Annotated in this window: 24 protein-coding genes, 1 tRNA gene and 1 pseudogene; 17 read left to right on the forward strand and 9 right to left on the reverse strand. The window is 68.8% G+C overall.

The window, feature by feature from the left end; translation table 11 throughout:
• Window positions 1-174 precede the first annotated feature (174 nt).
• Window positions 175-828: pseudogene (locus C5O27_RS14810) on the forward strand (hypothetical protein).
• A gap of 17 nt (window positions 829-845) precedes the next feature.
• Here the strand turns inward: C5O27_RS14810 and C5O27_RS14815 are convergent.
• Complete coding sequence (locus C5O27_RS14815; protein ID WP_127963852.1) at window positions 846-1676, reverse strand: serine/threonine protein kinase; 831 nt, start codon at window positions 1674-1676, stop codon at window positions 846-848.
• 119 nt (window positions 1677-1795) lie between these two features.
• Between C5O27_RS14815 and C5O27_RS14820 the strand changes: the two genes are divergently transcribed.
• From C5O27_RS14820 to C5O27_RS14830, 3 genes are all read left to right on the forward strand, one after another.
• Window positions 1796-2623, forward strand: coding sequence for a DUF3097 domain-containing protein (locus tag C5O27_RS14820; protein WP_127963014.1), 828 nt, complete (start codon window positions 1796-1798; stop codon window positions 2621-2623).
• Between the two features lie 68 nt (window positions 2624-2691).
• Entirely contained in the window at window positions 2692-3120 is a 429-nt protein-coding gene (locus C5O27_RS14825) for an NfeD family protein (RefSeq protein ID WP_035751548.1), read from the forward strand.
• A gap of 44 nt (window positions 3121-3164) precedes the next feature.
• Window positions 3165-4349 carry an SPFH domain-containing protein gene (locus tag C5O27_RS14830; protein WP_006360439.1) on the forward strand — a complete coding sequence of 395 codons (1185 nt, stop codon included), beginning with the start codon at window positions 3165-3167 and terminating at the stop codon, window positions 4347-4349.
• Window positions 4350-4357: 8 nt separating this feature from the next.
• On the opposite strand, the gene C5O27_RS14835 is transcribed toward C5O27_RS14830, so the two are convergent.
• Genes C5O27_RS14835 through C5O27_RS14845 form a run of 3 tightly spaced genes read right to left on the reverse strand, consistent with a single transcriptional unit; the run spans window position 4358 to window position 6419 of the window.
• Window positions 4358-4987, reverse strand: a complete 630-nt coding sequence (locus C5O27_RS14835; RefSeq protein ID WP_006360438.1) for a hypothetical protein — start codon at window positions 4985-4987, stop codon at window positions 4358-4360.
• Window positions 4984-5607, reverse strand: a complete 624-nt coding sequence (locus C5O27_RS14840) for a hypothetical protein (protein ID WP_006360437.1) — start codon at window positions 5605-5607, stop codon at window positions 4984-4986. Before C5O27_RS14840 ends, C5O27_RS14835 begins: the two co-directional genes overlap by 4 nt.
• 53 nt (window positions 5608-5660) lie before the next feature.
• Window positions 5661-6419: a TVP38/TMEM64 family protein gene (locus tag C5O27_RS14845; protein ID WP_127963015.1), complete on the reverse strand. Its 759-nt coding sequence runs from the start codon at window positions 6417-6419 to the stop codon at window positions 5661-5663.
• Between the two features lie 164 nt (window positions 6420-6583).
• Here C5O27_RS14845 and C5O27_RS14850 point away from each other — a divergent pair, with 164 nt between their 5' ends.
• Genes C5O27_RS14850 through meaB form a run of 3 tightly spaced genes read left to right on the forward strand, consistent with a single transcriptional unit; the run spans window position 6584 to window position 11798 of the window.
• Window positions 6584-8518 carry a methylmalonyl-CoA mutase family protein gene (locus tag C5O27_RS14850; RefSeq protein WP_127963016.1) on the forward strand — a complete coding sequence of 645 codons (1935 nt, stop codon included), beginning with the start codon at window positions 6584-6586 and terminating at the stop codon, window positions 8516-8518.
• Window positions 8515-10800: a methylmalonyl-CoA mutase gene (gene scpA / locus C5O27_RS14855; protein ID WP_127963017.1), complete on the forward strand. Its 2286-nt coding sequence runs from the start codon at window positions 8515-8517 to the stop codon at window positions 10798-10800. The genes C5O27_RS14850 and scpA overlap by 4 nt, the downstream gene beginning before the upstream one ends.
• Complete coding sequence (meaB, locus tag C5O27_RS14860) at window positions 10800-11798, forward strand: methylmalonyl Co-A mutase-associated GTPase MeaB (protein WP_006360433.1); 999 nt, start codon at window positions 10800-10802, stop codon at window positions 11796-11798. The genes scpA and meaB overlap by 1 nt, the downstream gene beginning before the upstream one ends.
• A gap of 42 nt (window positions 11799-11840) precedes the next feature.
• Here the strand turns inward: meaB and C5O27_RS14865 are convergent, their stop codons facing one another.
• Window positions 11841-12878, reverse strand: a complete 1038-nt coding sequence (locus C5O27_RS14865) for a nucleoside hydrolase (RefSeq protein WP_075863271.1) — start codon at window positions 12876-12878, stop codon at window positions 11841-11843.
• A gap of 114 nt (window positions 12879-12992) precedes the next feature.
• On the opposite strand from C5O27_RS14865, the gene C5O27_RS14870 reads away from it, so the two are divergent.
• Together C5O27_RS14870 and C5O27_RS14875 are read left to right on the forward strand one after the other, a co-directional pair.
• Complete coding sequence (locus C5O27_RS14870; RefSeq protein WP_127963018.1) at window positions 12993-14237, forward strand: M23 family metallopeptidase; 1245 nt, start codon at window positions 12993-12995, stop codon at window positions 14235-14237.
• A gap of 81 nt (window positions 14238-14318) precedes the next feature.
• Entirely contained in the window at window positions 14319-15248 is a 930-nt protein-coding gene (locus C5O27_RS14875; protein WP_127963019.1) for a mechanosensitive ion channel family protein, read from the forward strand.
• A 68-nt stretch (window positions 15249-15316) separates the two neighbouring features.
• Here the strand turns inward: C5O27_RS14875 and C5O27_RS14880 are convergent.
• Window positions 15317-15402 (reverse strand) — tRNA-Leu (locus tag C5O27_RS14880).
• A gap of 107 nt (window positions 15403-15509) precedes the next feature.
• On the opposite strand from C5O27_RS14880, the gene C5O27_RS14885 reads away from it, so the two are divergent.
• Together C5O27_RS14885 and C5O27_RS14890 are read left to right on the forward strand one after the other, a co-directional pair.
• The gene (locus C5O27_RS14885; protein ID WP_127963020.1) at window positions 15510-16844 is read left to right on the forward strand and encodes a M20/M25/M40 family metallo-hydrolase; all 1335 of its coding nucleotides are present in this window, start codon (window positions 15510-15512) and stop codon (window positions 16842-16844) included.
• 61 nt (window positions 16845-16905) lie between these two features.
• A complete protein-coding gene (locus C5O27_RS14890; protein ID WP_127963021.1) occupies window positions 16906-17451 on the forward strand; it encodes a YbhB/YbcL family Raf kinase inhibitor-like protein in 546 nt (181 codons plus the stop codon).
• Between the two features lie 69 nt (window positions 17452-17520).
• On the opposite strand, the gene C5O27_RS14895 is transcribed toward C5O27_RS14890, so the two are convergent.
• From C5O27_RS14895 to C5O27_RS14905, 3 genes are read right to left on the reverse strand one after another with little or no spacing between them, the layout of a single operon-like run.
• Entirely contained in the window at window positions 17521-18657 is a 1137-nt protein-coding gene (locus C5O27_RS14895) for a quinone-dependent dihydroorotate dehydrogenase (protein ID WP_127963022.1), read from the reverse strand.
• Entirely contained in the window at window positions 18651-18974 is a 324-nt protein-coding gene (locus tag C5O27_RS14900; RefSeq protein WP_127963023.1) for a DUF5703 family protein, read from the reverse strand. The genes C5O27_RS14895 and C5O27_RS14900 overlap by 7 nt, the downstream gene beginning before the upstream one ends.
• 3 nt (window positions 18975-18977) lie before the next feature.
• Window positions 18978-20039, reverse strand: a complete 1062-nt coding sequence (locus C5O27_RS14905; RefSeq protein ID WP_127963024.1) for a hypothetical protein — start codon at window positions 20037-20039, stop codon at window positions 18978-18980.
• Window positions 20040-20196: 157 nt separating this feature from the next.
• Here C5O27_RS14905 and C5O27_RS14910 point away from each other — a divergent pair, with 157 nt between their 5' ends.
• The 6 genes from C5O27_RS14910 (at window position 20197) to C5O27_RS14935 (ending at window position 25198) form a co-directional block, all read left to right on the forward strand.
• Window positions 20197-21039, forward strand: a complete 843-nt coding sequence (locus tag C5O27_RS14910) for an undecaprenyl-diphosphate phosphatase (RefSeq protein WP_006360424.1) — start codon at window positions 20197-20199, stop codon at window positions 21037-21039.
• Between the two features lie 58 nt (window positions 21040-21097).
• Window positions 21098-21835 (forward strand): MSMEG_4193 family putative phosphomutase, encoded by a 738-nt coding sequence (locus tag C5O27_RS14915; protein ID WP_035751563.1) that lies wholly within the window; start codon window positions 21098-21100, stop codon window positions 21833-21835.
• 25 nt (window positions 21836-21860) lie between these two features.
• On the forward strand, window positions 21861-22568 hold the full coding sequence (locus tag C5O27_RS14920) for a DUF3090 domain-containing protein (protein ID WP_075863269.1): 708 nt from the start codon (window positions 21861-21863) through the stop codon (window positions 22566-22568).
• 73 nt (window positions 22569-22641) lie between these two features.
• Window positions 22642-23460 (forward strand): SCO1664 family protein, encoded by an 819-nt coding sequence (locus C5O27_RS14925; protein WP_244216514.1) that lies wholly within the window; start codon window positions 22642-22644, stop codon window positions 23458-23460.
• 88 nt (window positions 23461-23548) lie between these two features.
• A complete protein-coding gene (gene mshC / locus C5O27_RS14930; protein ID WP_035751706.1) occupies window positions 23549-24799 on the forward strand; it encodes a cysteine--1-D-myo-inosityl 2-amino-2-deoxy-alpha-D-glucopyranoside ligase in 1251 nt (416 codons plus the stop codon).
• 90 nt (window positions 24800-24889) lie between these two features.
• Window positions 24890-25198: a hypothetical protein gene (locus C5O27_RS14935; RefSeq protein WP_006360419.1), complete on the forward strand. Its 309-nt coding sequence runs from the start codon at window positions 24890-24892 to the stop codon at window positions 25196-25198.
• The last annotated feature ends 3 nt before the right edge of the window (window positions 25199-25201 follow it).

The raw sequence follows: 25201 nt of genomic DNA on the forward strand, positions 1-25201 counted from the left end.
GCGAGATTCTCGGACCGATCCTGGACACCCTGATCACCGGCTCGCTCGAGGAAGAAACGCCGACCGTGTGAGAAGTCTTCTCGGGTGGGCCGCGTCGATGGCGCGGCCCACCCGTGGTTTTCTGCGTCGTTTCCGGCATGTCGCACCGGGGAATGCGAGCTGATGCGAGCTGCGATGACTGATGAACAGTACGAATCGATCGAAACGGTCACACTCACCGGCGACGATCTCGACCCGGTCATCGAGCTGCTCGCAGACGGTCTCGACGAGATTCCGTTGTACTCGTGGCTGCTCGGGGAACACATGGCCGACCGCTCTCTGCGGAAATGGTTGGCGGAAATCCTCGTGCGACCATTGCTGAACGTGAAATGCGTCGTCGGTGCCCGGCGCGGCGTACGTCTCGTCGGATTGCTGGTGTTCCAGCCGCACGACGCCGATCTGGCCGTCGACGGCAAGCCGCCGCTGACGCCGGCCGACTTCGCCGCGGTCGCGACCGTCCCCGGGGTGCGCGAACGCATCGCTTAGCTGTTGACCAGTTCGAAGCTCGCGCCTCCGGCGGACGACGCGGTCAACCTCCGGATCGGGGTCGTGGCGCAATCCGAACGCGGCGGCCGGGCCACGATCGGCATGATGCGCGAGATCGAACGGTTCTGTACGGCGGCATCGCGTCCGTACTACGCATGGACGGGTTCGGAGACTCTGCGTCGCTACTACACCGAGGTCTGGGGTGCCAACGAGTTCGCAGTCGAGGACTGGAACGGCATCACGATGTACGGCCTCGTCTCCGACCGGCCACCGCGGCGCCGGACCTGGTCCGAGCCGATCTGACACGTACCGCTCGCAGATCAGCGGCGGAGCAGCTCACCGATCGTGTGATTGACCGCGGCCGCCCGTGCGGTCCGGGTGAGCGTCTGCAACCCGCGCAGGGCGGAGTCGCCCGAATCCCATTGCCCCGCAGTGTCGCCGATCTCGATGCGGCGGGCGCCCGCCAGATCGACGATCGCCTCGACCTGGGCGGCGGTGTCGATCAGGCGCGTCGAGCGGGTGTCGAGCGCATGTGGGGGCAGGGCGACGCGATGCCGGGCGGTGAGGGCCGCGAGTTCCTTGCGGAGGTCGCCGGCGTCGACCGACCGGCGTCCGCCGAGCCCGCCGATGATCGACGCGGCATCGCGAACGGCTTGCCGGAGATCGTATTCCAGGTCACCGGCGGACGGCCCGGACGACACGAGGTGGGCGAGGTCCAGCCGATCCGCATACCGGAAGGTCGTCCACCGGCACGTCACGTACGGGGGATCGACGCCGAGAGTGGAAAACTCGGGGACGAGTGCGAGGGTACCGGCCGTGTCGGAGTCGTCGACGAGGAGTACCTCACCGGCGACCAGCGCTTTCGCTGTCGCGGGATGCGGTGGCAGGCCCTGCGGATCGCCGGTGGAGGGCAGGCGCACCATCAGCTGCCGGGCCGGTTTCAGGGAACCCAGCAGGTTCACCATGCCGTTCCCGGATCCCGTTGCGGACGTGGACTGTTCGGTCGACACCTCATGCCGGTCGGCTGATTCGGCGAGCGCCTCGATCACGTCGTCGGGGGAGCAGCGGCCGGTGAGCCACGCCGCTGCCCACGCGCCCAGGGCGCAGGTCGGCCACGCGACGGTGGAGGGGAGGATGTCGCTGCGATTCATCAAGGAACAACGATACCGCCGGCCCCGGAACGGGCGCCGGGCGTGGCTACCCGCCGCCGGGGGCCCGGGCGCTTACGGTGTTGGGCGCAGATGTCCAGGAACCGAAGAGGTGGAACGCGATGGATGACCGGTACGGGCGCGATGTGCTGTCTCAGCCACGCCGGACCAAGCCGCGTCCGGTGGAGGTCGCGGCCGAACGTGACCTGGTCGTGGAGGACGCCGCCACCGGTTTCTGCGGTGCCGTCGTCGGGCTCGAGAAGAGCTACGCCGGTGACCTGGTGCGCCTCGAGGACCGGCACGGCCGGACCCGCGTGTTCCTGATGAACCCCGGCGCCTTCCTGATCGACGGCCGCACCGTGACCCTCGTCAAGCCGCGCACGCGCGGCCCCCAGAAACCGGCGACGACGGCGTCCGGTTCGCGCGCCGCGCCGCGCACCCGCGCGCGCACCGCACGTGCCAGCCGGATCTTCGTCGAGGGCGTGCACGATGCGACGTTGCTCGAACGGGTGTGGGGCGACGACCTGCGGGCCGAGGGCGTGGTCGTGGTGAGCCTCGACGGTCTCGACAACCTCGACGAGGCGCTCGCCGAGTTCCAGCCCGCGCCGCATCGTCGCGCGGGCGTTCTCGTCGACCATCTCGTGGCCGGTTCGAAAGAGGCCCACCTCACCGCAGAGGTCGGCGAGCACGTGCTGGTGTGCGGGCATCCCTACATCGACGTCTGGGAGGCGGTGAAGCCCGCCTCGGTCAAGATCCGGGCCTGGCCGACGATCCCGCGCGGCACCGACTGGAAGACCGGGGTGTGTGCCGAGCTCGGCTGGGGCGACCCGCGGGACGGCTGGCGCCGGGTGCTGGGCGGGGTCAGCAGCTTCCGCGACCTCGAAGTGCCACTCCTGCGATCGGTGGAGGAACTGATCGACTTCGTCACCGCGGCCGAAGAGGCCGGTTAGCGTCGGATCCGCGCGCTCGCGCATCGAACGCGCCGAGGCTGCTCGGACATCTCTGGCAGACTGGACACATGAGCGCCCTGCTGTGGTTGGCGGCCGCGATCGTCCTGGTGGTCGCGGAGATGTTCGGTGGCGAACTGGTGCTGCTCATGTTGGCCGGTGGTGCCTTGGCCGCGGCCGGTGTGGATTTCGTGTGGGAGCCGCCCCTCTGGGTGGACGGCCTGGTGTTCGCCGCGGTGTCGATGCTGCTGCTCGTCGCGGTGCGCCCGGTTGCCAAGCGCCACATGCTCAATCGCCCCTCTGTACTGATGAACACCGAGGCCCTGGAGGGGCAGCCGGCGGTCGTCACCGAGACGGTCGACGGCGACGACGGCCGCGTGAAGATCGGCGGTGACATCTGGTCGGCGCGGTCGGTCGATCCCGCACAGGTGCTCGAACCCGGAACCCATGTGACCGTCGTCGAGATCGACGGTGCGACCGCGGTGGTGTGGCACGTCTGATAGCTCGACCCGACCTGCTCGACGGTTCGCGAGAAAGGTGAATTGTGGACGATTTCCAGATCTTCGGCCTGGTGGTGGTGGTACTGCTGGTCCTGCTCGTGGCGGTGGTACTGGTCAAATCGGTGGCCCTGATCCCGCAGGCGGAGGCCGCGGTGATCGAACGTCTCGGCCGCTACACGCGCACCGTGTCAGGGCAGTTGACGCTGCTGCTGCCGTTCATCGACCGGATTCGCGCGCGGGTCGACATCCGTGAACGAGTCGTGTCCTTCCCGCCGCAACCGGTGATCACCGAGGACAACCTCACCCTGTCCATCGACACTGTCGTCTACTTCCAGGTGACCAATCCGCGGTCGGCCGTCTACGAGATCGACAACTACATCGCCGGCGTCGAGCAGCTCACCATCACCACCCTGCGCAACGTGGTCGGCGGTATGACCCTCGAAGAGACCCTGACCTCTCGCGACTCCATCAACGGGCAGCTGCGCGGAGTGCTCGACGAGGCGACCGGCCGTTGGGGCCTGCGTGTCGCCCGCGTCGAACTCAAGTCGATCATGCCTCCGCCGTCGATCCAGGAGTCGATGGAGAAGCAGATGAAGGCCGATCGCGAGAAGCGCGCGACGATCCTGGCCGCAGAAGGTCAGCGTGAGTCGGCGATCAAGACCGCCGAGGGCAACAAGCAGTCGCAGATCCTCGCCGCCGAGGGTGCCAAGCAGGCCGCGATCCTCGCCGCCGAGGCGGAGCGGCAGTCGCGCATCCTGCGTGCCCAGGGTGATCGTGCGGCGGCCTACCTGAACGCGCAGGGCGAGGCGAAGGCCATCGAGAAGACCTTCGCGGCGATCAAGGCGGCCAAGCCGACCCCGGAACTCCTTGCCTACCAATACCTCCAGCAGTTGCCGGAGATGGCGAAGGGGGAGGGCAGCAAGGTCTGGGTGGTGCCCTCCGATTTCGGTTCGGCGCTCCAGGGTTTCGCGAAGTCCTTCGGCATCCAGGGCGACGACGGGGTGTTCCGGTACGAGCCGACCGACTCGCCGCCCTCACAGGTCGACGAGTCGGAGACCGAGGACTGGTTCTCGCTGGCATCCGATCCCAAGGTCGCGCAGGCCGTTGCCGAGGCCGAGGCGGTGGCCCGCAAACCCGTCGCCCCCGAGATCGGCACCGGTGTGGGCCGGTCGTCACGTCATGCGTCGCTCGGCGCCGCGATCGAGGAGACCGGAACCACCCCGGGTTAGACCGGCCGTCAGGTGGTGACCAGGTGTGCGATCCCGGCGAGGCCGATCGCCCAGAGCACCGAGGCGAAGGTGCCCATGATGAACTGCTCCGACGCCTGCGGCGCACGTAGTTCGGGATAGCGCGCGAGGCTCTTCACCGCCAGGATGATCGCCAGACCCTCCGGCCATCCGGCCATCAGCGTCGTGACGACGGCCAGCCGCTCGAGATGACCGATGACGCGGCCGCCCCGGAGTGGTCCTACCTCGTTCGGGTCGGACTGTTCGGTATCTGCGTCGTCCGGGGTCTCGGTGTCATCGGGGCTCTCCGGGTCAGGCGTCGGCGTCGGGTTCGCCCGGACACCACCCAGTTTGAGGACCGCCCGCACCACCGGGCCACCACCCGTGACCGCAGCCACGGCCGCGATCACCGTCGCCGCCGCGGCGGGGAACCCGGCTGCGGGTCCGGCGGTGGCGGCGACGACCGCCGTCGCCCCGGCGAGTCCCAGCAGAATCGTGAGTCCGACGGCGTGGACGATCGTCGCCGACGGCGGCACGGTGAGACCGTCGAGTGCGCGGTCACGCATGAGCCGCTCCACCCCGAGCCACCCCACAGGTGCGATGGCGGTCAGCACGAGCAGGACGAGGGCGATCCCGGTCATCGCGCGACCTCCCCGTCCGGCGCCTGCTCGACGGCGTGGAGGCGGTCGGCCTCGGCGAGTGCATCGGCGAGGAGGTCCAGCGAATCGGGTTCCAGATCCCAGCCGGCGGCGCGGAGTCGTTGGCTCATGGCCTGGGGTGAGATGTCGAGGACGCCCGCCGCGTCGGCCTGGGTGAGTCCTCGCCGCATGAGTGCCACCGCCTCGATGCCGGCAGCGCTTCGGGTGGCGACGATGTCGCTGATCAGCCGGCCGGCGGTTTGTGCGTGGCGGCACCATCGGGCATCGGGGCCGCGTACACACAGCGGTATGCGTTGCCGCTTGGCCGCCTCGACCGCGTCCCGGGCGTAGAGGAAAGCGGCTCCGCGGCCTGCGCGGGTCGAGGCGGGGAGCGGCTGTTCGACGTCGCCGGTTCCGATGCCGACGCTCCAGTGACCGTCGGCGGTCAGTTCGACGGCGAGCTGTGCGAGGGTCACCGGGTCGTCGAGGACGCCTTGGATCTCGTCGCCCGCGGTGCGCTCGAAGGGGCGAACCGAGTCGATGGTGCGCAGCCGGTCGAGCACGGCTTCGACGCGATCGATGTCGGTGCGGCTGCCGCGCTGGTCGACGGTCATGACGAACATCACACAAGCCTACTGGCTTGATCAGGACTGATCAAGCCTTTTGGCTGGACCGATCAATCATCAGAACTTGATTCGTCCTTCTCAAGTCCGGGAGGTTGAGGGATTCCGGTGGTCACCGGCAACCGAGCGTCGAGGACCAGTCCGGCGATCCCGACCGCGAAGAGTGCTCCGCTGATCAGAAGCTGCGCGGGGTTGGTGTCGCCGGTCAGCGAATCGCCGAGCATCACCACCGCCGCGGTTCCGGGGGCCATGCCGATGATGCTCGCCACGGTGAACGGCAGTGGCCGTACCGAAGACAAGGCCGAGCAGTAGTTGGCGACGGAGAACGGACAGGCCGCGATCAGGCGGAGCGAGCCGACGGCCAGCCAACCGCGCCGTTCCAGGCGGTACTCGACGGCCTTGACGACCGGCTTCTTGAGAAACGGTCGCACCCGGTCGCGGCCGAGCACACGCACGAGTCCGAAGGCCGCGACCGCCGCGATCGACGACGCGATCATCGCGCCCACGAAGCCGACGACGGGGCCGAAGAAGATCCCGGACATGACGGTGAAGGTCGAGCGGGGGATCGGGGCGATCGTGACAACGGCGTACGCCGTGAAGAACAGCCACGGAAAGGCCGGACCGAGGTCGTCGCCCCAGGCGCGGACGCTGCCGATCGAGGGGAGCGGGATGAAGTAGGAGCCGAGCAGGACCAGGGCCACGACCGCCGCTGCGACGAGTGCGCGCCGGACGACCCGCCGGTCGAAGGTGACGCGGCGTCGGCTGCCCGTCGCGTCGGGTGTCACCTCGGTGGCGGGAGCAGGCTCGGGCACCCGGACACTCTACTCCGGACTGCACGGGGCGCCTCGACGTCGCGACCTGCTCGCACCCGTTGCGTGGTCCATTTCACGCCGACCTCGGTGATGGGCCGAGCGAGCGATCGGCTAAGGTCGTGTACGCGCTCGCACAGAGCATTCACGGAGGTGTGCTTCCCCACATGCCACAGCAAACTGACCAGCCCAAACCCGAGTCAGATCTCGACGGCGCCTACCAGGCGTGGTCGAAGGCCGCCGCGGCCGTTCTGGCGAAATCGCGTCGGGTGGACGTCGACGAGCTCCCGGATACACCGGAGGCCCTGCTCTCGACCGACACCGCCGACGGGCTGACCATCCGGCCGCTGTACACACGTCGCGACGAGACGACCGAACCCGGCCTGCCGGGCCGGTTCCCGTTCGTCCGCGGCGCCGATCCCGCCCGTGACGTGACCACCGGGTGGCGCGTCACCGAGCGGTTCGGCGACGACGAGACCCCGGCCGAGGACGTCAACGAACTCGTTCTCGAGGCGATGACCAACGGCACCAGCGGACTCTGGCTGTCCGTCGGCAAGCCCGGTGGCGGTCTCGGTGTCACCGACCTCGCCACCGTCCTGCGCGGCGTCTACCTCGACCTCGTGCCGGTGACGCTCGACGCCGGCACCGCGGGCATCGCCGCCGCCCGGGAACTGCTGGCGCTCAAGGAGAAGGCGCAGGCCGCACCGGTCGCCGCCGATCCCACCGCGGCGACCACGCATTCCTTCGGGCTCTCGCCGCTGACCGCGGCGTTCTCCGGCCGGGCCACGGTCGACGCCGACGAGGCCACGGCGCTTGCCGCGTCGAACCTCCCCGTCGGGGTCCGGACCTTCCGCGTCGACGGCAGCGACTTCGCAACCGCAGGTGCCGACAACGGCCTCGAACTCGCCCTCGTGGTGGCCGCCGCGGTGGCGCACCTGCGTGACCTGACCGCCGCCGGCCTGTCCGCCGAGGCGGCCCTGAACCAGATCACCTTCGGTGTCTCGGCCGACGACGACCAGTTCGCGACGATCGCCAAGTTCCGTGCGCTGCGCAAGATCTGGGCCCGTGTGGCCGAGGTCGTCGGTGCACCCGACGCCGGTGGGGCGATCACCCACGGCGTCACGGACCTGTCGATGTACTCCCAGCGTGACCCGTGGGTCAACATGCTGCGCAGCACCATCGCCGCCTTCGGCGCGGGTGTCGGCGGCGCCGACCAGCTGACGGTCCTGGCCTACGACGCGACGATCCCGACCGACAAGCGCACCTCGAGTGCGTCCTTCTCACGCCGCATCGCCCGCAACACCCAGCTGCTGCTGCTCGAGGAGTCCAACATCGGACGAGTCCTCGATCCGGCCGGCGGTTCGTGGTTCGTCGAGTCGCTGACCGACGACCTCGCCGCCAACGCCTGGGCCGTCTTCACCGAGGTCGAGGCCGCCGGTGGCTACCGCGCCGCCCTGGACAACGGCTGGATCGCCGAGAAGGTCGAGGCCTCGCTGGCCCGCCGCGACGCCGAGGTCGCGCACCGTCGCATCTCGGTCACCGGTGTCAACGAGTTCCCGAACATCGACGAGCGGGCCCTCTCCGACGCCCAGGGCGTCCCGGCGTCGAACGTGACCGACGTGGTCACCGGAACCCCGAAGCTGGCCCGTGTCGGCCGTGCCTTCGAAGCACTGCGCGACCGGTCCGATGTGGTGCTCGCCGAGCAGGGTACGCGCCCGTCGGTCCTGCTCATCCCGCTGGGCAGCGTCGCCGAACACAACGGTCGCACCACGTTCGTGGCCAACCTGCTGGGTGCCGGCGGCATCACCGTCGTCAACCCGGGTCCGCTGACCGCCGACAGGATCGGCGACGCGGTTGCCGGTGCGAACACCCCGATCGCGGTCATCTGCGGCACCAAGGCCCGCTACGCCGACGAAGGTCCGGCGGCCCTCGCCGCCGCCCGCGCGGCCGGTCTCGCGAAGGTCCTGCTCGCCGGCCCGGACCGGGAATGGCCCGAGTCCGGCGATCGTCCGGACGGTTCGCTGCGTGTCGGCATCGACGCGGTGAGCACGCTCTCCGAACTCCTCGATCAGCTTCTCTCAACCTCGGGAGCGACGGCATGACCCAGACCGAACCCAAACTGTCACAATCCAACTCGGGCCGGTCGATCCCGAGCTTCGCCGGGGTCGAGCTCACCGACGGAACGACGGCGGCAGCAGCCGGACCGGGCGCGCCCGTCACCGAGGAACTGGCGTCGGCGCACGGCTACTCGGTCGACCAGGTCACCTGGAACACCCCCGAGCAGATCGACGTCGCGCCGGTGTACACCCGCACCGACCGGAACGCGATCCTCGACGACGCCGAGCACCCGTACCCGCTCGACTCGGTTCCGGGTGAGGCGCCGTTCATCCGTGGCCCGTACCCGACGATGTACGTGAACCAGCCGTGGACGATCCGCCAGTACGCGGGCTTCTCGACCGCCGCCGAGTCCAACGCCTTCTACCGCCGCAACCTCGCGGCCGGCCAGAAGGGTCTGTCGGTGGCCTTCGACCTCGCAACCCACCGCGGCTACGACTCCGACCACCCGCGCGTCGCCGGCGACGTCGGCATGGCCGGTGTGGCGATCGACTCGATTCTCGACATGCGTCAGCTCTTCGACGGCATCGACCTGGGCAACGTCTCGGTGTCTATGACGATGAACGGTGCGGTGCTGCCGATCCTGGCGCTCTACGTCGTGGCGGCCGAGGAGCAGGGAGTGCCGCCGGAGAAGCTGGCGGGGACCATCCAGAACGACATCCTCAAAGAGTTCATGGTCCGCAACACCTACATCTATCCGCCGAAGCCGTCGATGCGGATCATCTCGAACATCTTCGAATACACCAGCCAGAAGATGCCGAAGTTCAACTCGATCTCGATCTCCGGCTACCACATCCAGGAAGCCGGCGCGACCGCCGACCTGGAGCTGGCCTACACGCTGGCCGACGGCGTCGAGTACATCCGCGCCGGTCTCGAGGCCGGTCTCGACATCGACAAGTTCGCTCCGCGTCTGTCCTTCTTCTGGGGCATCGGCATGAACTTCTTCATGGAGGTGGCCAAGCTGCGCGCGGCGCGTCTCCTGTGGAGCGAGCTCGTCGCCGAGTTCGGTCCGAAGAACGCCAAATCGCTGTCGCTGCGCACGCATTCGCAGACCTCGGGCTGGTCGCTGACCGCGCAGGACGTGTTCAACAACGTGGCCCGCACCTGTGTCGAGGCGATGGCGGCGACCCAGGGTCACACCCAGTCGCTGCACACCAACGCGCTCGACGAGGCGATCGCCCTGCCGACCGACTTCTCGGCCCGTATCGCGCGCAACACCCAGCTGCTGCTGCAGCAGGAGTCGGGTACCACCCGCCCGATCGACCCGTGGGCCGGCTCGAACTACGTCGAGACGCTGACCCACCAGCTGGCGCAGAAGGCGCGCAAGCACATCCGCGAGGTCGAAGAGGCCGGCGGCATGACGCAGGCCATCAACGAGGGTCTGCCGAAGCTGCGCATCGAGGAGGCCGCGGCCCGCACCCAGGCCCGTATCGACTCGGGTCAGCAGCCGCTGATCGGCGTGAACAAGTACCAGGTGGCCGACGACGAGGAGATCGAGGTCCTCAAGGTCGAGAACTCCAAGGTGCGCGCCGAGCAGCTCGAGAAGCTCAACACCCTTCGCAAGCAGCGTGATTCCGCTGCGGTCGAGGCGGCCCTGGCCGACCTGACCCGCGCCGCGGCGTCGTCGGAGGGTGGCATGGAGAACAACCTGATGGCCCTGGCCATCGAGGCTGCGCGTCATCAGGCGACGGTCGGGGAGATCTCCGAGGCGCTCGAGAAGGTCTATGGTCGCCATCAGGCCGAGATCAAGACGATCAGCGGGGTGTACCGACATGAGGCAGGCGAGGTGAGCAACATCGACGCGGCCATCGAGGCAGTGCGCCAGTTCGCCGAGGCCGAGGGCCGCCAGCCGCGCGTGCTGGTCGCCAAGATGGGTCAGGACGGCCACGACCGCGGCCAGAAGGTCATCGCGACGGCGTTCGCCGACCTCGGCTTCGACGTCGACGTGGGCCCGCTGTTCGCCACGCCGGAGGAGGTGGCCGCCCAGGCCGCCGACAACGACGTGCACGTGGTGGGTGTGTCCTCGCTGGCAGCCGGTCACCTCACCTTGGTTCCCGCCCTGCGGGAGGCGCTCAAGGAAGTGGGGCGCGAGGACATCATGATCGTCGTCGGCGGTGTCATCCCGCCGGGCGATTTCGCCGAGCTCTACGAGGCCGGCGCCGCCGCGATCTTCCCGCCCGGATCGGTCATCGCCGACTCGGCCGTGGAGCTCATCGGCAAGCTCGCCGACACCCTCGGCCTGGAGCTGCCCGGGGTGGCCGCGAACTGATGGCGGACAGTCCTCGGCGTCGGGTCGACGTCGACGCGTTGGCCGATGCCGTCCTGGCCGATCGCCGCGCCGACCTGGCGCGCGCGATCACCCTGGTGGAATCCAAGCGCCCCGATCATCGGGCCGCCGCCCAGGAATTGCTGCTGAAGCTGACCCCGCACGCGGGCAACTCGTTCCGGGTCGGCATCACCGGCGTTCCGGGCGTTGGCAAGTCGACGACCATCGAAGCGCTCGGCATGCACCTGGTCGAGCTCGGGCACAAGGTGGCGGTTCTCGCCGTCGACCCCAGTTCGACACGCACCCGCGGGTCGATCCTCGGTGACAAGACCCGTATGGGCCGCCTGTCGACGGAGAAGAACGCCTACATCCGGCCGTCGCCGACGTCGGGCACGCTCGGCGGTGTGGCCAAGGCGACCCGTGAGTCGATCGTGCTCGTGGAGGCCGCCGGCTTCGACGTCGTGCTCGTGGAGACCGTCGGCGTCGGGCAGTCCGAGGTCACCGTCGCCAACATGGTCGACACCTTCACCTTCCTGACGCTGGCCCGCACCGGGGATTCGTTGCAGGGCATCAAGAAGGGCGTCCTGGAACTCGCCGACGTGGTCGTGGTGAACAAGGCCGACGGCAAGCACCTCAACGAGGCGAAGGGTGCGGCGCGCGAACTTCGCAACGCGCTCGGGCTGATCTATCCGCACGACGCCCTGTGGACGCCGCCGGTCCTGACGATGAGCGCGATCGAGAAGACCGGCGTCGACGAGTTCTGGAACACGGTCGTCAAGCACAACCAGACCCTCAGGGAGGCCGGCGAGTTCACCGCCCGCCGCAACCAGCAGCAGATCGACTGGACGTGGTCGATGGTCCACGACATCGTGCTCAGCAGGCTCGCGGAGTCGCCCAGCGTCCGCGACATCCGCGACGAGGTCGAGGACGAGCTGCGCGAAGGTGTGTTGACGCCGGCACTCGCCGCGCAGCGCATCGTCGACGCTTTCGACAACAGGTAGGTGAAGTCGGCGATCTGAGCCGAGTCGCCTCACGGTTCGACCCTATGCGGGTGCGTGCCTGAGGTTTCGGACGAAGGCGCCGATCGTCTCGATCAGGTCGTGGAAGACGGCGTCGAGGTCGGTGGCGGTGGCGATCCGGGCGTTCGGGCCGAGCGGCGACATCCAGCGTTCGTCGGCGACCGTCATGCCGCGGGTGAGGGTGCCGACGAGTTCGACGTCGACCCGCGCCGGGATGGTCGTGACGAGGTCGGGGTTCAAGGCCACCATCGCCGCGAACGGGTCGTGGAGGTGGGCGATGTAACCCTCGTCGTGGTCGTGGTGGAACTCGAAGTAGAAGCGCAGGGCGTCGGTGAGGTGCCGGATGATCTCGTTGTCCGCGACCGAGCGCAGACCCCGTTCGTCGCCCGGGTCAGGGCGTTCCAGGGGCGAACTCCCCGCTGCGGCGGACAGGCGCACCACGTGGCCGGGGGTCAGCACGACCTGTTCGGTGAGATCCAGCGCGCACACGATGGGCTCCGGCGCGCCGTCGGTACCGAATGCGGCGAAGACCTCGGCGGCGGCCTCCGGGTCGACGGCGACGTTCCACTCCGAGGTCGGCGTCGTGTTGCCGTGGGTGTGGAAGGCCCCGCCCATGATCACGAGGCGGTGGAGGCGGGCGGGCAGTGCGGGGTCCCGGCGGATCGCGGTCGCCAGCGAGGTGAGCGGACCGGTCACCAGCCCGACCAGTTCTCCGTCGTGCGTGCGCGACGCCTCGATCCACGCATCCGGGGCGTCGAGGTGGCTCGGCGTGCTGGTCGGGGTGGGCAGCGCCGCGTGACCGACCCCCAGCGGTCCGTGCGTGTCCTCGGTCGTCATGAGTTCGGCGACGAGCGGCGCGGCCGGCCCGACGTGCACGGGGACCTCCGGGCGGCCGCAGAGTTCGAGCCAGGCGAGGTTGTTGGTGGTGACCACGTCGACGGGGACGTTGCCGGCCGTCGAGGCGATGCCGACGAGGTCGACGTCGGCGCGCGCCAGCAGGTAGAGAAGTGCGACCGAGTCGTCGATGCCGGTGTCGCAGTCGAAGAACAGGCGCTGGGTCACGTCACAATTGTGCCCGGTGTGCGGAGGGGAGCGGCGCGTCGCCCCGGGTATCCCTAGTATCCGACGCAGGAAGCCGGGGCGGATCGCCGTCGGCGCGGCCGCGGAGGAACGCACATGTACACACCACGACGTCCATTCGCGGTCCTCGGGGTGTGCGCAGCGCTCGTCCTGTCCGCCTGTGGCGGCGGCGAGGAAAACGGAGATGGTACGGCGGTACCGGTTCCGCCCGACCCGGTCCTCACCCCGGTCGTTGGGTCGGTGATGTTCGCTCCGACGCCGTTCGCCGGGTCGGACGGCTCCGATCACCTCGTCTACGAGGTGTCGCTGACCAACTTCATGCGCACCCCGGTGACCATCACCGGCGTCAAGGCGCTCGACGCAGGGGCGGACGGTACCCCCGAGCTGCTCGGCCTCGACCAGGCCGATGTCGGGGAACGGCTCAAGCCCACCGGGGCGCCCTCCGTCCCGCCGAGACCCGGTGCGCCCGAGGGATACTCGGACGTGCTCGCACCGGGGCAGAACGGCGTCCTGTTCCTGCATCTGGAGTTCGAGGGAGCGGCGCCGACGAAGCTCGTCCACGAGATCTCGGTCCGTGCCGACGGGGCGCCGCCGGAGATGCGGGAGACCACCGAGCGGATCGCGGAGGTCGAGGTGAACGACGGTGTTGTCCCCGTCCTGGGTCCGCCCCTGATCGGCGAGCACTACATCGCCGCCGACGCCTGCTGCGACGCGGTCCGGCACACGCGCGCGATCCTGCCGTTGGACGGCGCTCCCGTCGTCGCCCAGCGATACGCGGTGGACTGGGAGCAGGCCGGACCCGACGGCAAGATCTTCGTCGGTGAGGCCAGGAACCCGGCGAGCTACCGGATCTTCGGCGACGACGTGCTCGCCGTCGCCGACGGCTCCGTCGTCGCCAGCCGCAACGACCTGCCCGAACAGGTACCGGGGGAGTTCCCCGCGAACCTGCCGATCGCCGAGGCCGACGGCAACAACCTCGTCCTCGACATCGGCGACGGGTTCTTCGTGAACTACGCCCATATGCAACCCGGTTCGGTGCGATTCGAGCCGGGGGACCGGGTACGACGCGGCGAGGTCATCGGCAAGGTCGGCAACACCGGCAACTCGGTCGCACCCCACCTGCACGTCCACGTCATGAACGGGCCGTCGTTCCTGATGTCCCAGGGTGTGCCGAGTGTCACCGACCTGTTCACGATCACCGGCCGAGTGGCCGGCACCGCCGCCTTCGACGCCTCGGAGGGCACCGGTGTACCGCTCGAGATGGCGCCCGGTGTGACCGTCTCCACACAGCAGGACCGGATGATCCTCGATCAGAACGTCGTCACCTTCCGCGCAGGCTGACAACGGTTTTCGGCGTCGACACCGACGCTCTCGGGTCGATCCCGACTGGACAACGAATTCAACGTCCGTACGGTCGGGGTCATGACCATTCAGAACCTGGCCTTCGAATGGACCGAGACGAATCGCGAATGGATCATCGAGAATCCGATCCGCATCGCGGCCTACATCCTGGCCGCACTCGTCGTGCGTTTCGCCATTCACCGCACCATCGACCGGGCGACCCGTCCACGCTCGCGGGACGGTGAGAAGCCGCGTGGAGCGACCCTCATGCGCGGTCTGCGGCCCAAGACGGTGACGACCGAACGCAGCGCCCAGATCGCCGCCCGGCGCGCGCAGCGGGCCGCCACCATCGGTTCGGTGTTGAAGTCGACGGTGTCGATCGTGTTGCTCGTCTGGGTGGTGCTGTCGGTGCTGAGTGTCCTCGGCGTGAACATCGCGCCGTTCATCGCCTCGGCCGGAATCGTCGGTCTGGCGATCGGCTTCGGTGCCCAGAATCTGGTCCGCGACTTCGTCACCGGGGTGTTCATGCTCCTCGAGGACCAGTACGGGGTCGGCGACATCGTCGACCTCGGCGAGGCCATCGGCGAGGTGGAGACCGTGGGTCTGCGCGTCACCACGCTCCGCGACATCGACGGCACCCTCTGGTATGTCCGCAACGGCGAGATCGCCCGCGTCGGCAACATGAGCCAGGAGTTCGCGGTCGCACGCGTCGACACCCCGGTTGCGCCGGGCGCCGACATCGACAAGGCGCAGCGGGTCGCCGCCGAGGCGGCACGTCTGGCTGTCGAGGAGGACGACACCGACATCCTCGGAGCCATCGAGATGCTCGGTGTGCAGGAGGTGTCCCCGGATCAGGTCGTCCTGCGCCTGACGGTCAAGACCAAGCCGAACGGGCAGTGGGCCGTGCAGCGCCGGCTGCGACGCGCCATCCTGCAGGCCTTCGTGGAGAACTCCATCGCCCTGCCGTACTCGCGCGCCTGGGGTTCGTTGCTGGAGACCGCCGGCACCTGACCTCCGATCAGGGTGAACCAACGAGAAAACCCCCGGCCGGAGCCGGGGGTTTTCTCGTTGTTCTGCGGTGTCCGAGGGGGGACTTGAACCCCCACGTCCGTTAATAGGACACTAGCACCTCAAGCTAGCGCGTCTGCCATTCCGCCACTCGGACTTGCTTTGCTGCGTTGCTCCGGTGGGGATTTCTCCCCGCCATCTCGCGGCAGCGGGATAACACTAACCGAGGTTGCCCGTGTATCCCAAATCCCGTAGGAGTGAGGGGTGTCTTCACAGTCTGCGACCACTGAAGTAGTCGATCTCGTCAGCCGGTTGATCCGGTTCGACACCTCCAACACGGGGGAGCCGGAAACCACGAAAGGCGAGGAAGAGTGCGCCAAATGGGTGGCGCAGCAACTCGAGGAAGTGGGATACACCACACAGTACGTCGAATCGGGTCGTCCGGGCCGAGGGAACGTCTTCGCACGGCTCGCGGGACCTCCCGATTCCGACCGTGGTGCGCTCCTGATCCACGCCCATCTCGACGTGGTGCCGGCCGAACCGGCGGACTGGAGCGTCCACCCGTTCTCCGGAGCGGTCAAGGACGGCTACATCTGGGGACGCGGTGCGGTCGACATGAAGGACATGGCCGGCATGGCGCTCGCGCTGGCCCGCCAGTTCAAGCGCGACGGTACGGTCCCGCCGCGGGAGATCGTCTTCGCCTTCCTCGCCGACGAGGAGGCCGGCGGCGCCTGGGGCGCCCACTGGCTCGTCGAGAACCGCCCCGACCTGTTCGAGGGGATCACCGAGGCGGTCGGCGAGGTGGGTGGCTTTTCCCTGACCGTCGACCGACCGGACGGCACCCAGAAGCGCCTGTACCTCGTCGAGACGGCGGAGAAGGGCCTGGGCTGGATGCGACTCACCGCAGAGGCCCGTGCAGGTCACGGCTCATTCCTGCACGCCGACAACGCGGTGACCGAGGTGGCCGAGGCCGTGGCACGGATCGGTCGGCACACCTTCCCGCTCGTGATGACGGAGTCGGTGAGTCAGTTCCTCGCCGAGGTGAGCGTCGAGACCGGACTGGACTTCAGCCCCGACGCACCCGATCTGGAGACGTCGCTGTTCAAGCTCGGCAATCTCGCCCGCATCATCGGCGCGACGCTGCGCGACACCGCCAACCCGACCATGCTCAAGGCCGGATACAAGGCCAACGTCATCCCGCAGAAAGCCGAAGCCGTCATCGACTGCCGCGTGCTGCCCGGACGGCAGAAGGCCTTCGAGAAGGAGATCGACGAGCTCATCGGGCCCAATGTGACCCGTGAGTGGATCACCCACCTCGATTCGTATGAAACGACGTTCGACGGCGACCTCGTCGACGCCATGAACAACGCCATCCTCGCCCACGACGAGCTGGGAAAGACGGTGCCCTACATGCTCTCCGGCGGCACCGACGCCAAGGCGTTCGCCAAGCTGGGGATCCGGTGCTTCGGCTTCGCGCCGCTGCAACTGCCGCCCGACCTCGACTTCGCGGCGCTCTTCCACGGAGTCGACGAGCGGGTGCCGGTCGACGCGGTTCTGTTCGGCACCAAGGTGTTCGAACACTTCCTGCTCCACAGCTGAACGCTCACATAGAGTGTTGGACAGATCGTTCCGATGCGCGAAACGTCAGAAAGGTGAACACATGTCGTCCTTCGACCCGTACTCCCCGCTACCGAGTCTGCCCGGTTTCACGCTGACCTCGGAAAGCCTCACCGACGGCTCGCCGCTGGCCAACGGTCAGGTGAGCGGAATCATGGGCGCGGGTGGAGATGACCTGTCACCGCAGCTGAGCTGGTCCGGATTCCCCGCGGAGACCAAGTCTTTCGCGGTCACCGTCTACGACCCCGACGCACCCACCGCGTCCGGATTCTGGCACTGGGCCGTCGCCGACATCCCTGTGTCGGTCACCAGCCTGCGCGAGGGCGCCGGTGATGAGGACGGCTCGGGCCTGCCCGACGGTGCCGTGACGCTCACCAACGACGCCTCGCTGCGCCGCTACATCGGTGCCGCACCGCCTCCCGGTCACGGCCCGCACCGCTACTTCGTCGTCGTGCACGCCGTCGACACCGAGTCGCTGAACCTGCCCGAGGCGGCCACCCCGGCCTACCTCGGTTTCAACCTGTTCTCCCACGCGATCGCCCGTGCGACCCTGGTCGGCACCTACGAACAGCCCGGCGAGAACGTCTGAGAAGCAGAACAACGACAATGGCGTCCCGACCACTGGAGGTCGGGACGCCTTTGTTGTCAGAGCAATTCGCTAGGGCTGCTGGGCGGCGGCGCAACCCACCGCGTCGGAGATCGACGCGAACCCGCCTGCTCGGACCCGCTCGGCGAGACCGGAGTGCAACTCGTACAGCCACAGCGGTCCGCCGTAGATGAACCCGGTGTAGACCTGGAGCAGATCGGCGCCGGCGCAGATACGTTCCCAGGCCTGGTCGACGGTCTCGATGCCGCCGACACTGACAATCGCGATCTTCCCGCCCACGCGGTTGTAGAGCCGCTTGAGGACGGCGAGCGACCGGTCGGCCAACGGGGCACCGGACAGTCCGCCCGCACCGATTTCGCGCACCTCGGCGTCCGGAGTCCGCAGACCTTCGCGGCCGATGGTGGTGTTGGTCGCGACGATGCCGGCCAGTCCGAGCTCGACGGCGAGGTCGGCGACCGCGTCGATGTCGTCGTCGACGAGATCGGGTGCGATCTTCACCAGGACCGGGACGTGGACCTCCGCCTGCACCGCGGCGAGGATCGGCCGCAGCGAGTCGACAGCCTGCAGGTCACGCAGGCCGGGGGTGTTGGGTGAGCTCACGTTGACCACGACGAAGTCGGCGAGCGGCCCGAGGAGGCCCGCGGAGAGCCGGTAGTCGTCGATGGCCTCGTCGAGCGGAACCACCTTGGTCTTGCCGATGTTGGCGCCGATCGGGGCGGACACCGGACCGTGCCGGACCACTTTGAGATGTTCGGCGGCGACGTACGCACCGGGGTTGTTGAAGCCCATCCGGTTGATGAGGGCACGGTCGGCGGGGAGCCGGAACAGGCGCGGCCGGGGATTGCCGGGCTGTCCCTGGCCGGTGATGGTGCCGATCTCGGCGAAGCCGAAACCGATTTGCCCCCAGGCGTTCACGGCGTCGGCGGTCTTGTCGAAACCGGCCGCCAGGCCGATGGGCACCGGGAAATCCACACCGAACACACGGCTACGCAGGACCGGATCGTGGTGGGCCAGCAGCTTGGCCACCGGGAAGGAGAGGACGGAGAACCGGCTCACCGCGCGCAGCAGCACGAAGACGATGTGGTGGATGCGTTCCGGCGGCAGCAGGAACATCAGCTTGAGCAGCAGGGGATAGCACCGCCGGTTGAGTGCGATCAGCACCCTGGTGGCGGTTCGTGCGGTCAGCATGCCTGGGCGCTCCGGGGATCGTGGTCGCTGGAACGGTTCTCGTCGAGCGCGCGGGCCCCGCGCGGCGGACGTTTGCGCTTGAGCAGGATCTTGCGTGTGCCGTCGGAGTAGAGGCGGACCCGCGACAGCTCCCAGCCGCCGAACTCGGCCTCGAGCGCGAGACGCATCGACGCGGTCACCCGGGTGACGTCCGGCGGCAGCTTCAGCAGGATGTACTCGACGTCCTCCGAGGTGACCTCCCAGCCGGCGGGGTACTGCGCGCCGACGCGGGCGAAGGTCCGTGAATGCCGCGTGTGGGGCCGTCGGTCAGAAGTCATCGATCACCGACCGGGCTCGACCGCTGTGACACCGAGTGGTGTGCCGGGCGGCGGCACGACCTGGAGTTTGCCGTCGCGTGCCGAGAGGACATAGACGGTGCCCGCATCGTCGACGGTGATGGTGTCCGGCTGGACAACAGACGCGAACCGCTGCTTCTCGGTCGGCTCGCCGTCGGCCAGGTCATACGCAACCACCTCGTTGTTCCCGGTTGTCGACACCCAGAGCAGGTTTCGGGTGTCGTCGTAGTCTACGGCGTACGGGCCGTCGGCCACCGGGTAGCGGAATCGCATGACCAGCGGTGACCCGTAGAATCCGAGGATCTCGCCGTCGCGGGTGTTCGCGACCAGGATGCGGCCGAAACGGTCGACCGTCGAGTTGGTGGCGCCGTTGCCGGCACGCAGCGCGGGCCCGGGTTCGCCGGACCCCGGGTCGATCGGGGTCACCGACGACTGTGCACGGTCGAGGACGACGACCTGGCCGTCGAGGCCCTCGGCCGATGCCGGGGCCGCGGTGAGCGAGTCCACACGGACGAACTCGCGTAGGTCGTGCTTCTTCTGGAACTCACCGTTCTCGGACCCGGCGTCGTAGATCAGGACCCGGCCGTCGGCGGTTCCCACGACGATCTCGCCGGACGCGGCGCGCACGACCGCGGTCGGTTCGTCGGTGTCGATTCCGGTGGTACGGGCCCGGCCCTCGGCATCGACGACGACCAGCGAACCCGGTCCGACACCGAGGTAGCCGCCGTCGGTGTCCGCGGCGAGCGCGGTCAGGCCCGGCACCTGGATCGGGGTGGGTGGCGCGGTCATCGTGGCGGCGTCGAAGCGGAGCAGTCGGCTGCCGTCCGGCGAGACTACGGCGACCGTGCGACCCGAGGAGGCGAGTGCCCGGGAGCCGGCGGGTGCGGGGACCGTCAGGCCGGCCGGCTCGGAGGTCGCGGGCGCCTCGACCGCGGTCGCCGGAGCGACGGTCGGGACGTCGGGGGTGCCGGATTCGTCGGACCCGCATGCCGTGATCATCGCCACACCCACGGCGAGGGTCGCCGCCGCGGCGACCGGGCGCCGCAACCGTGCGAGACCTCTCGGGGGCTGGTGACGGGGGCGCGGTCGTCGAGACGAGTGCATGGACCCATCTTGCGTGACCGGTCGCGCGCGATGCTCAGGCGGGTCGACGCGTGTCGCCGAGCCGGGTCGGCGGGCGGGTCGCCGCGTAGCATCGGGCGCCGTGACCGACACCATGACCTGGACCCAGTCGATCGTCCTCGGGGCGCTGCAGGGTCTCACCGAGTTCCTGCCGATCTCGTCGTCCGGGCATCTCCGTATCGCCTCGGAACTGATGTTCGGCGAGGACGCCGGGGCGTCGTTCACCGCGGTCACCCAGCTCGGCACCGAGGCGGCCGTACTGTTGTTCTTCGCCAAGGACATCGTCCGCATCATCGCGGCCTGGTTCCGTGGCCTGTTCCACGCGGAGGAGCGCAGCCTCGACTACCGCATCGGCTGGTATGTGATCCTCGCGACCATCCCGATCGGCATCATCGGCTTCGTCCTCAAGGACCAGATACGCACCACCGGCCGCAACCTGTGGCTGGTGGCGATCATGCTGATCGTCTTCGCCGGTGTCTTCTGGCTGGCCGAACGCTACGGCAAGAAGCAGCGCCCGCTCGAGAAGCTGACGCTGCGCGACGGTCTGGTGATGGGCGGCGCACAGTGCATGGCCTTGATCCCCGGGGTCTCCCGATCGGGTGCGACCGCCAGCGCGGGTCTGTTCCTCGGCCTCGAACGCGAGGCCGCGTTCCGGTTCTCGTTCCTGCTGGCCATCCCCGCGGTGACGGCCTCCGGCCTGTTCAGCCTCCCGGACGCGTTCAATCCGAGCGGCGAGGGCATGGAGGCCACCGGGCCCCAGTTGCTGGTCGCGACGATCGTCGCGTTCATCGTCGGATATGCCGCCATCGCCTGGTTGCTGAAGTTCGTCAGCAATCACTCGATGAACTGGTTCGGCGCTTACCGCGTGGTCCTCGGTGTCTTCCTGATCATCCTGCTGTCCACCGGCGCCATCTCCGCGACCTGACGTTCGCGGCGGTCCTCGTCGTGTGCGGGTCGCCTGCGCACATGCCTATGGTTGTGGCATGACCGTGATCCTTCTCCGGCACGGCCGTTCGACGGCGAACACCTCGGGTGTGCTCGCCGGTCGTAGCCCCGGAGTCCACCTCGACGACCGGGGCCGTGAACAGGCCGACGACCTCGTGAGCCGCCTCGGCGACCACCTCGCCGAGATCAGGGCGATCGTGCGTTCGCCGCTCGACCGCTGTGCGGAGACCGTCGCACCGCTACTCGCCGCACTCGGCACCAACGGCGACCGCCCGCCGGAGGTCGTCGTCGACGACCTCGCCGAGGTCGACTACGGCGGCTGGACCGGACGTTCGATCTCCGAGCTGCTCTCCGAGCCGCTCTGGAAGGTCGTGCAGCAGCAGCCGTCGGCCGCGGTCTTCCCCGACGGCGAGGGTCTCGCCGACGTCCAGGCGCGGGCGGTGCGCGCCATCCGCGAACTCGACCGCGTCTACGGCGGGCCGGACGGTTCCGGGGTGTGGGTCGCGTGTTCGCACGGCGACGTCATCAAGTCGATCGTCGCCGACGCCATGGGCAGCCATCTCGACGCCTTCCAGCGCATCGTCGTCGAACCGGCGTCGATCAGCGTGATCCGCTACGCCTCGTCGCGTCCGTACGTGCACACCGTCAACAACACCCAGAAGCTCTCGATACCGACCCCGCGTCCGCCCACCGGCGACGACCAGCAGTCCTCCGACGACGCCGTCGTGGGCGGGGACACCGGTGCCACTGCGACGATCCCGGCGACATCGGGATAATGAACTCAACAATCAAGGAGGTGTGATGTCCCGAGCGATCCACGTGTTCCGCAGCCCGGACCGGTTCGTCGCCGGCACGATCGGGCAACCCGGTGACCGCACGTTCTACCTCCAGGCCGTCCACGAGACCCGCATCATCAGCGTGATGCTCGAGAAGCAGCAGGTCCAGATCCTCGCGGACCGGATCGGTGCGCTGCTCGACGAGATCCATCGCCGGTTCGGGACGCCGATCCCGCCGGTGACCGATCGGGTCGGCGACCTGAGCCCGCTCGTCATGCCCGTCGACGCCGAGTTCCGGGTCGGCACCATGGGATTGGGCTGGGACGCCGAGTCCGAGGCCGTCGTCGTGGAACTCCTCGCCATCACCGAAGGGGAGTTCGACGAGAGCGTCGTACTCGACGACACCGACGAGGGACCCGACGCGGTGCGTGTGTTCCTGACCACCACGGCCGCACGGGAATTCGCCGCCCGGTCGTCGAAGGTGATCTCGGCCGGCCGCCAGCCGTGCCCGCTGTGCAGCGAACCGCTCGACCCCGAAGGCCACCTGTGCGTTCGCACCAACGGCTACAAGCGTGATGCGCAGCTGAGCAAGTCGATCGACTTCATCGACCCCGAGGTGTTCAACAGCCTTGCGGCGCAAACCGATCCGAGCTTCCTCGTCGACGAGGACGACGACGACCCGGAGGATCCTGACGACGAGGATCCGGGCACGTCCGGACCCTCGCAGGCGTGAGACAGGGGCACGGTCGTTGACGACGGAGGCCGCGAGTCCGCAACCCGAGCCCTCGGACCCGGTGCCGACTGAGGTGTCATCGCTCGACATCCTCCGCGACGGTGAGCTGGCCATCCTCGGCCGGATTCCGTCGGCGAGCAACGCCACCCTGGTGTGCGACGCCGTGCTCGACGAACAGTCGGTCCGCTGCGTGTACAAGCCGATCCGCGGCGAGGTCCCGCTCTGGGACTTCCCGGACGGCACGTTGGCCGGCCGCGAGGTCGCGTCGTACCTGATCTCGGAGGCCCTCGGCTGGGGTGCCATCCCGACGACCATCCACCGGGACGGGCCGGTCGGTCCGGGGATGGTCCAGCGCTGGGTCCAGACGCCGGACAACACCGAACACCCGCCCGTCGAGAACCAGCCGCGGATCGACCTGGTGGACCTGTGCCCGGTCGACACGGTGCCGACCGGCTTCTTCGCCGTCCTGCAGGCCTACGACCCGTACGGCGAACCCGTCGTGCTCGTCCACGCCGACGACCCGAGACTCCAGCGCCTGGCGGTGCTAGACGTCGTCCTGAACAACGCCGACCGGAAGGGCGGCCACGTCCTCGAGGGTCTCGACGGCGGTGTCTACGGCATCGACCACGGCATCTGCCTGCACTCCGAAGACAAGCTCCGGACCGTCCTGTGGGGTTGGGCGGGGGAGAAGGTGCCCGGACACCTGGTCGCCGACGTTGCCGAACTTGCGGAGAAGCTGGAGACCGACGGGTGCACGCTGCGCGACGAGCTGCAGCGTCACATCACCGCCGACGAGGTCGACGCACTCACGGTCCGGGCGGTCGTCATCGCCGAGAGCGAGACCATGCCACTCCCGCCGGGGCACCGGACGATCCCGTGGCCACCGTTCTGACGTCATACTGTGATCCGCGTCGCCGGCCCACGCAGGCTGGGACCGGGCCGTGAACACCTCGCGGTCCGTGGGCAATACAGTGGACGGCATGCAGTCGTGGCCCGATGTGGAACTTCCGGAGGTACCCGGCGAGGGGCCTGCCCTTCGTCTCTATGACACCGCCGACCGTGCGGTGCGTCCGGTGACCCCCGGACGGACCGCCACCATGTACGTCTGCGGGATCACCCCGTACGACGCCACCCACCTCGGCCATGCCGCCACGTATCTGACCTTCGATCAGGTGAACCGCGTCCTGCGGGACCAGGGACACGACGTGCACTACGTGCAGAACGTCACCGACGTCGACGACCCGCTGTTCGAGCGCGCCGACCGCGACGGAGTCGACTGGCGCGACCTCGGCGCGCGGGAGACCCAGCTCTTCCGCGATGACATGACCGCCCTACGCGTGCTGCCGCCGCGCGACTACATCGGTGCCGTCGAGTCGATCGGCGAGGTCATCGAGGTCGTCGAGAAGCTGCTCGCCTCGGGTGCCGCCTACACCGTCGACGATGCGGAGTACCCCGACGTCTACTTCCGGACCGACGCCACCGAGCAGTTCGGCTACGAGTCCGGCTACGACCGGGAGACCATGGCGCGGTTCTTCGCCGAGCGCGGCGGCGACCCCGACCGTGCCGGCAAGCGTGACCCGCTCGACGCCCTTCTGTGGCGTGCGAAGCGGGAGGGCGAGCCTTCGTGGGACTCGCCGTTCGGTCCGGGACGTCCGGGCTGGCACATCGAATGCTCGGCGATCGCACTGAACCGGCTCGGTATCGAGTTCGACATCCAGGGCGGCGGCAACGACCTGATCTTCCCGCACCACGAGTTCTCGGCCGCCCACGGTGAGGCGCTCACCGATTCGCGACGCTTCGCCCGCCACTACGTGCACACCGGCATGGTCGGCCTCGACGGCGAGAAGATGTCGAAGAGCCGCGGCAACCTGGTGTTCGTGTCGGTTCTGCGACGCGAGGGCGTCGACCCGGCCGCGATCCGTCTGGCGCTGCTCGCCGACCACTACCGCGGCGACCGCATGTGGACCCAGTCGGTGCTCGACACCGCCGTCGAACGTCTCGACCGGTGGCGTACCGCGTTCGCCGCACCCACCGGACCCGACGCGGCAGATGTGATCGCGCGTGTCCGCCAGCATCTCGCCGACGATCTCGACACCCCGAAAGCGCTTGCCGCAGTGGACGCCTGGTGCGCCGATGTGCGCAGCGGCATCGGCTCGTCGGCGGCGGCGCCCGCGACACTCGCGGCCGCGGTCGACGCGCTGCTCGGCATCCCGGCGACCCGTCAGGACTGATCCGGTCGCCGGCGTTCTCCGGATGCCGGCAAACGTCGGGCGGGTTGTACGGGGCGAACAGTGAGTGGCCGCTCTGGGTACAGTGCTCTCGTGGCGCGCGTGCAAGAGATCAGACCAGACACCGACTCCGGGGTGTTCACCGTGGTCACCCGGACATCCACCTACCTGCTCGACTTCGGGGAGATGACGCTGTTGCGTGCTCCCGGTGTCGGCGGCACGGACAGCGAGGACTGGACCGTCAGTCGGCTGCGCCGTGATTCGGAGGACATCCCGCTGCTCGGGGTGAAGTCCTGCCGGCTCGGCGAATCGGCTCAGTTCTGGGTGCGGGCCGCTGACGATCCCGACGTCCGGACGTGGCGGATCACCACGCCGGTCGTCTCCATCGAGAAGATCGGCTGACCC

Origin of the sequence: Gordonia alkanivorans, from assembly GCF_004011905.1 — a bacterium.
Lineage (GTDB): Bacteria > Actinomycetota > Actinomycetes > Mycobacteriales > Mycobacteriaceae > Gordonia > Gordonia alkanivorans.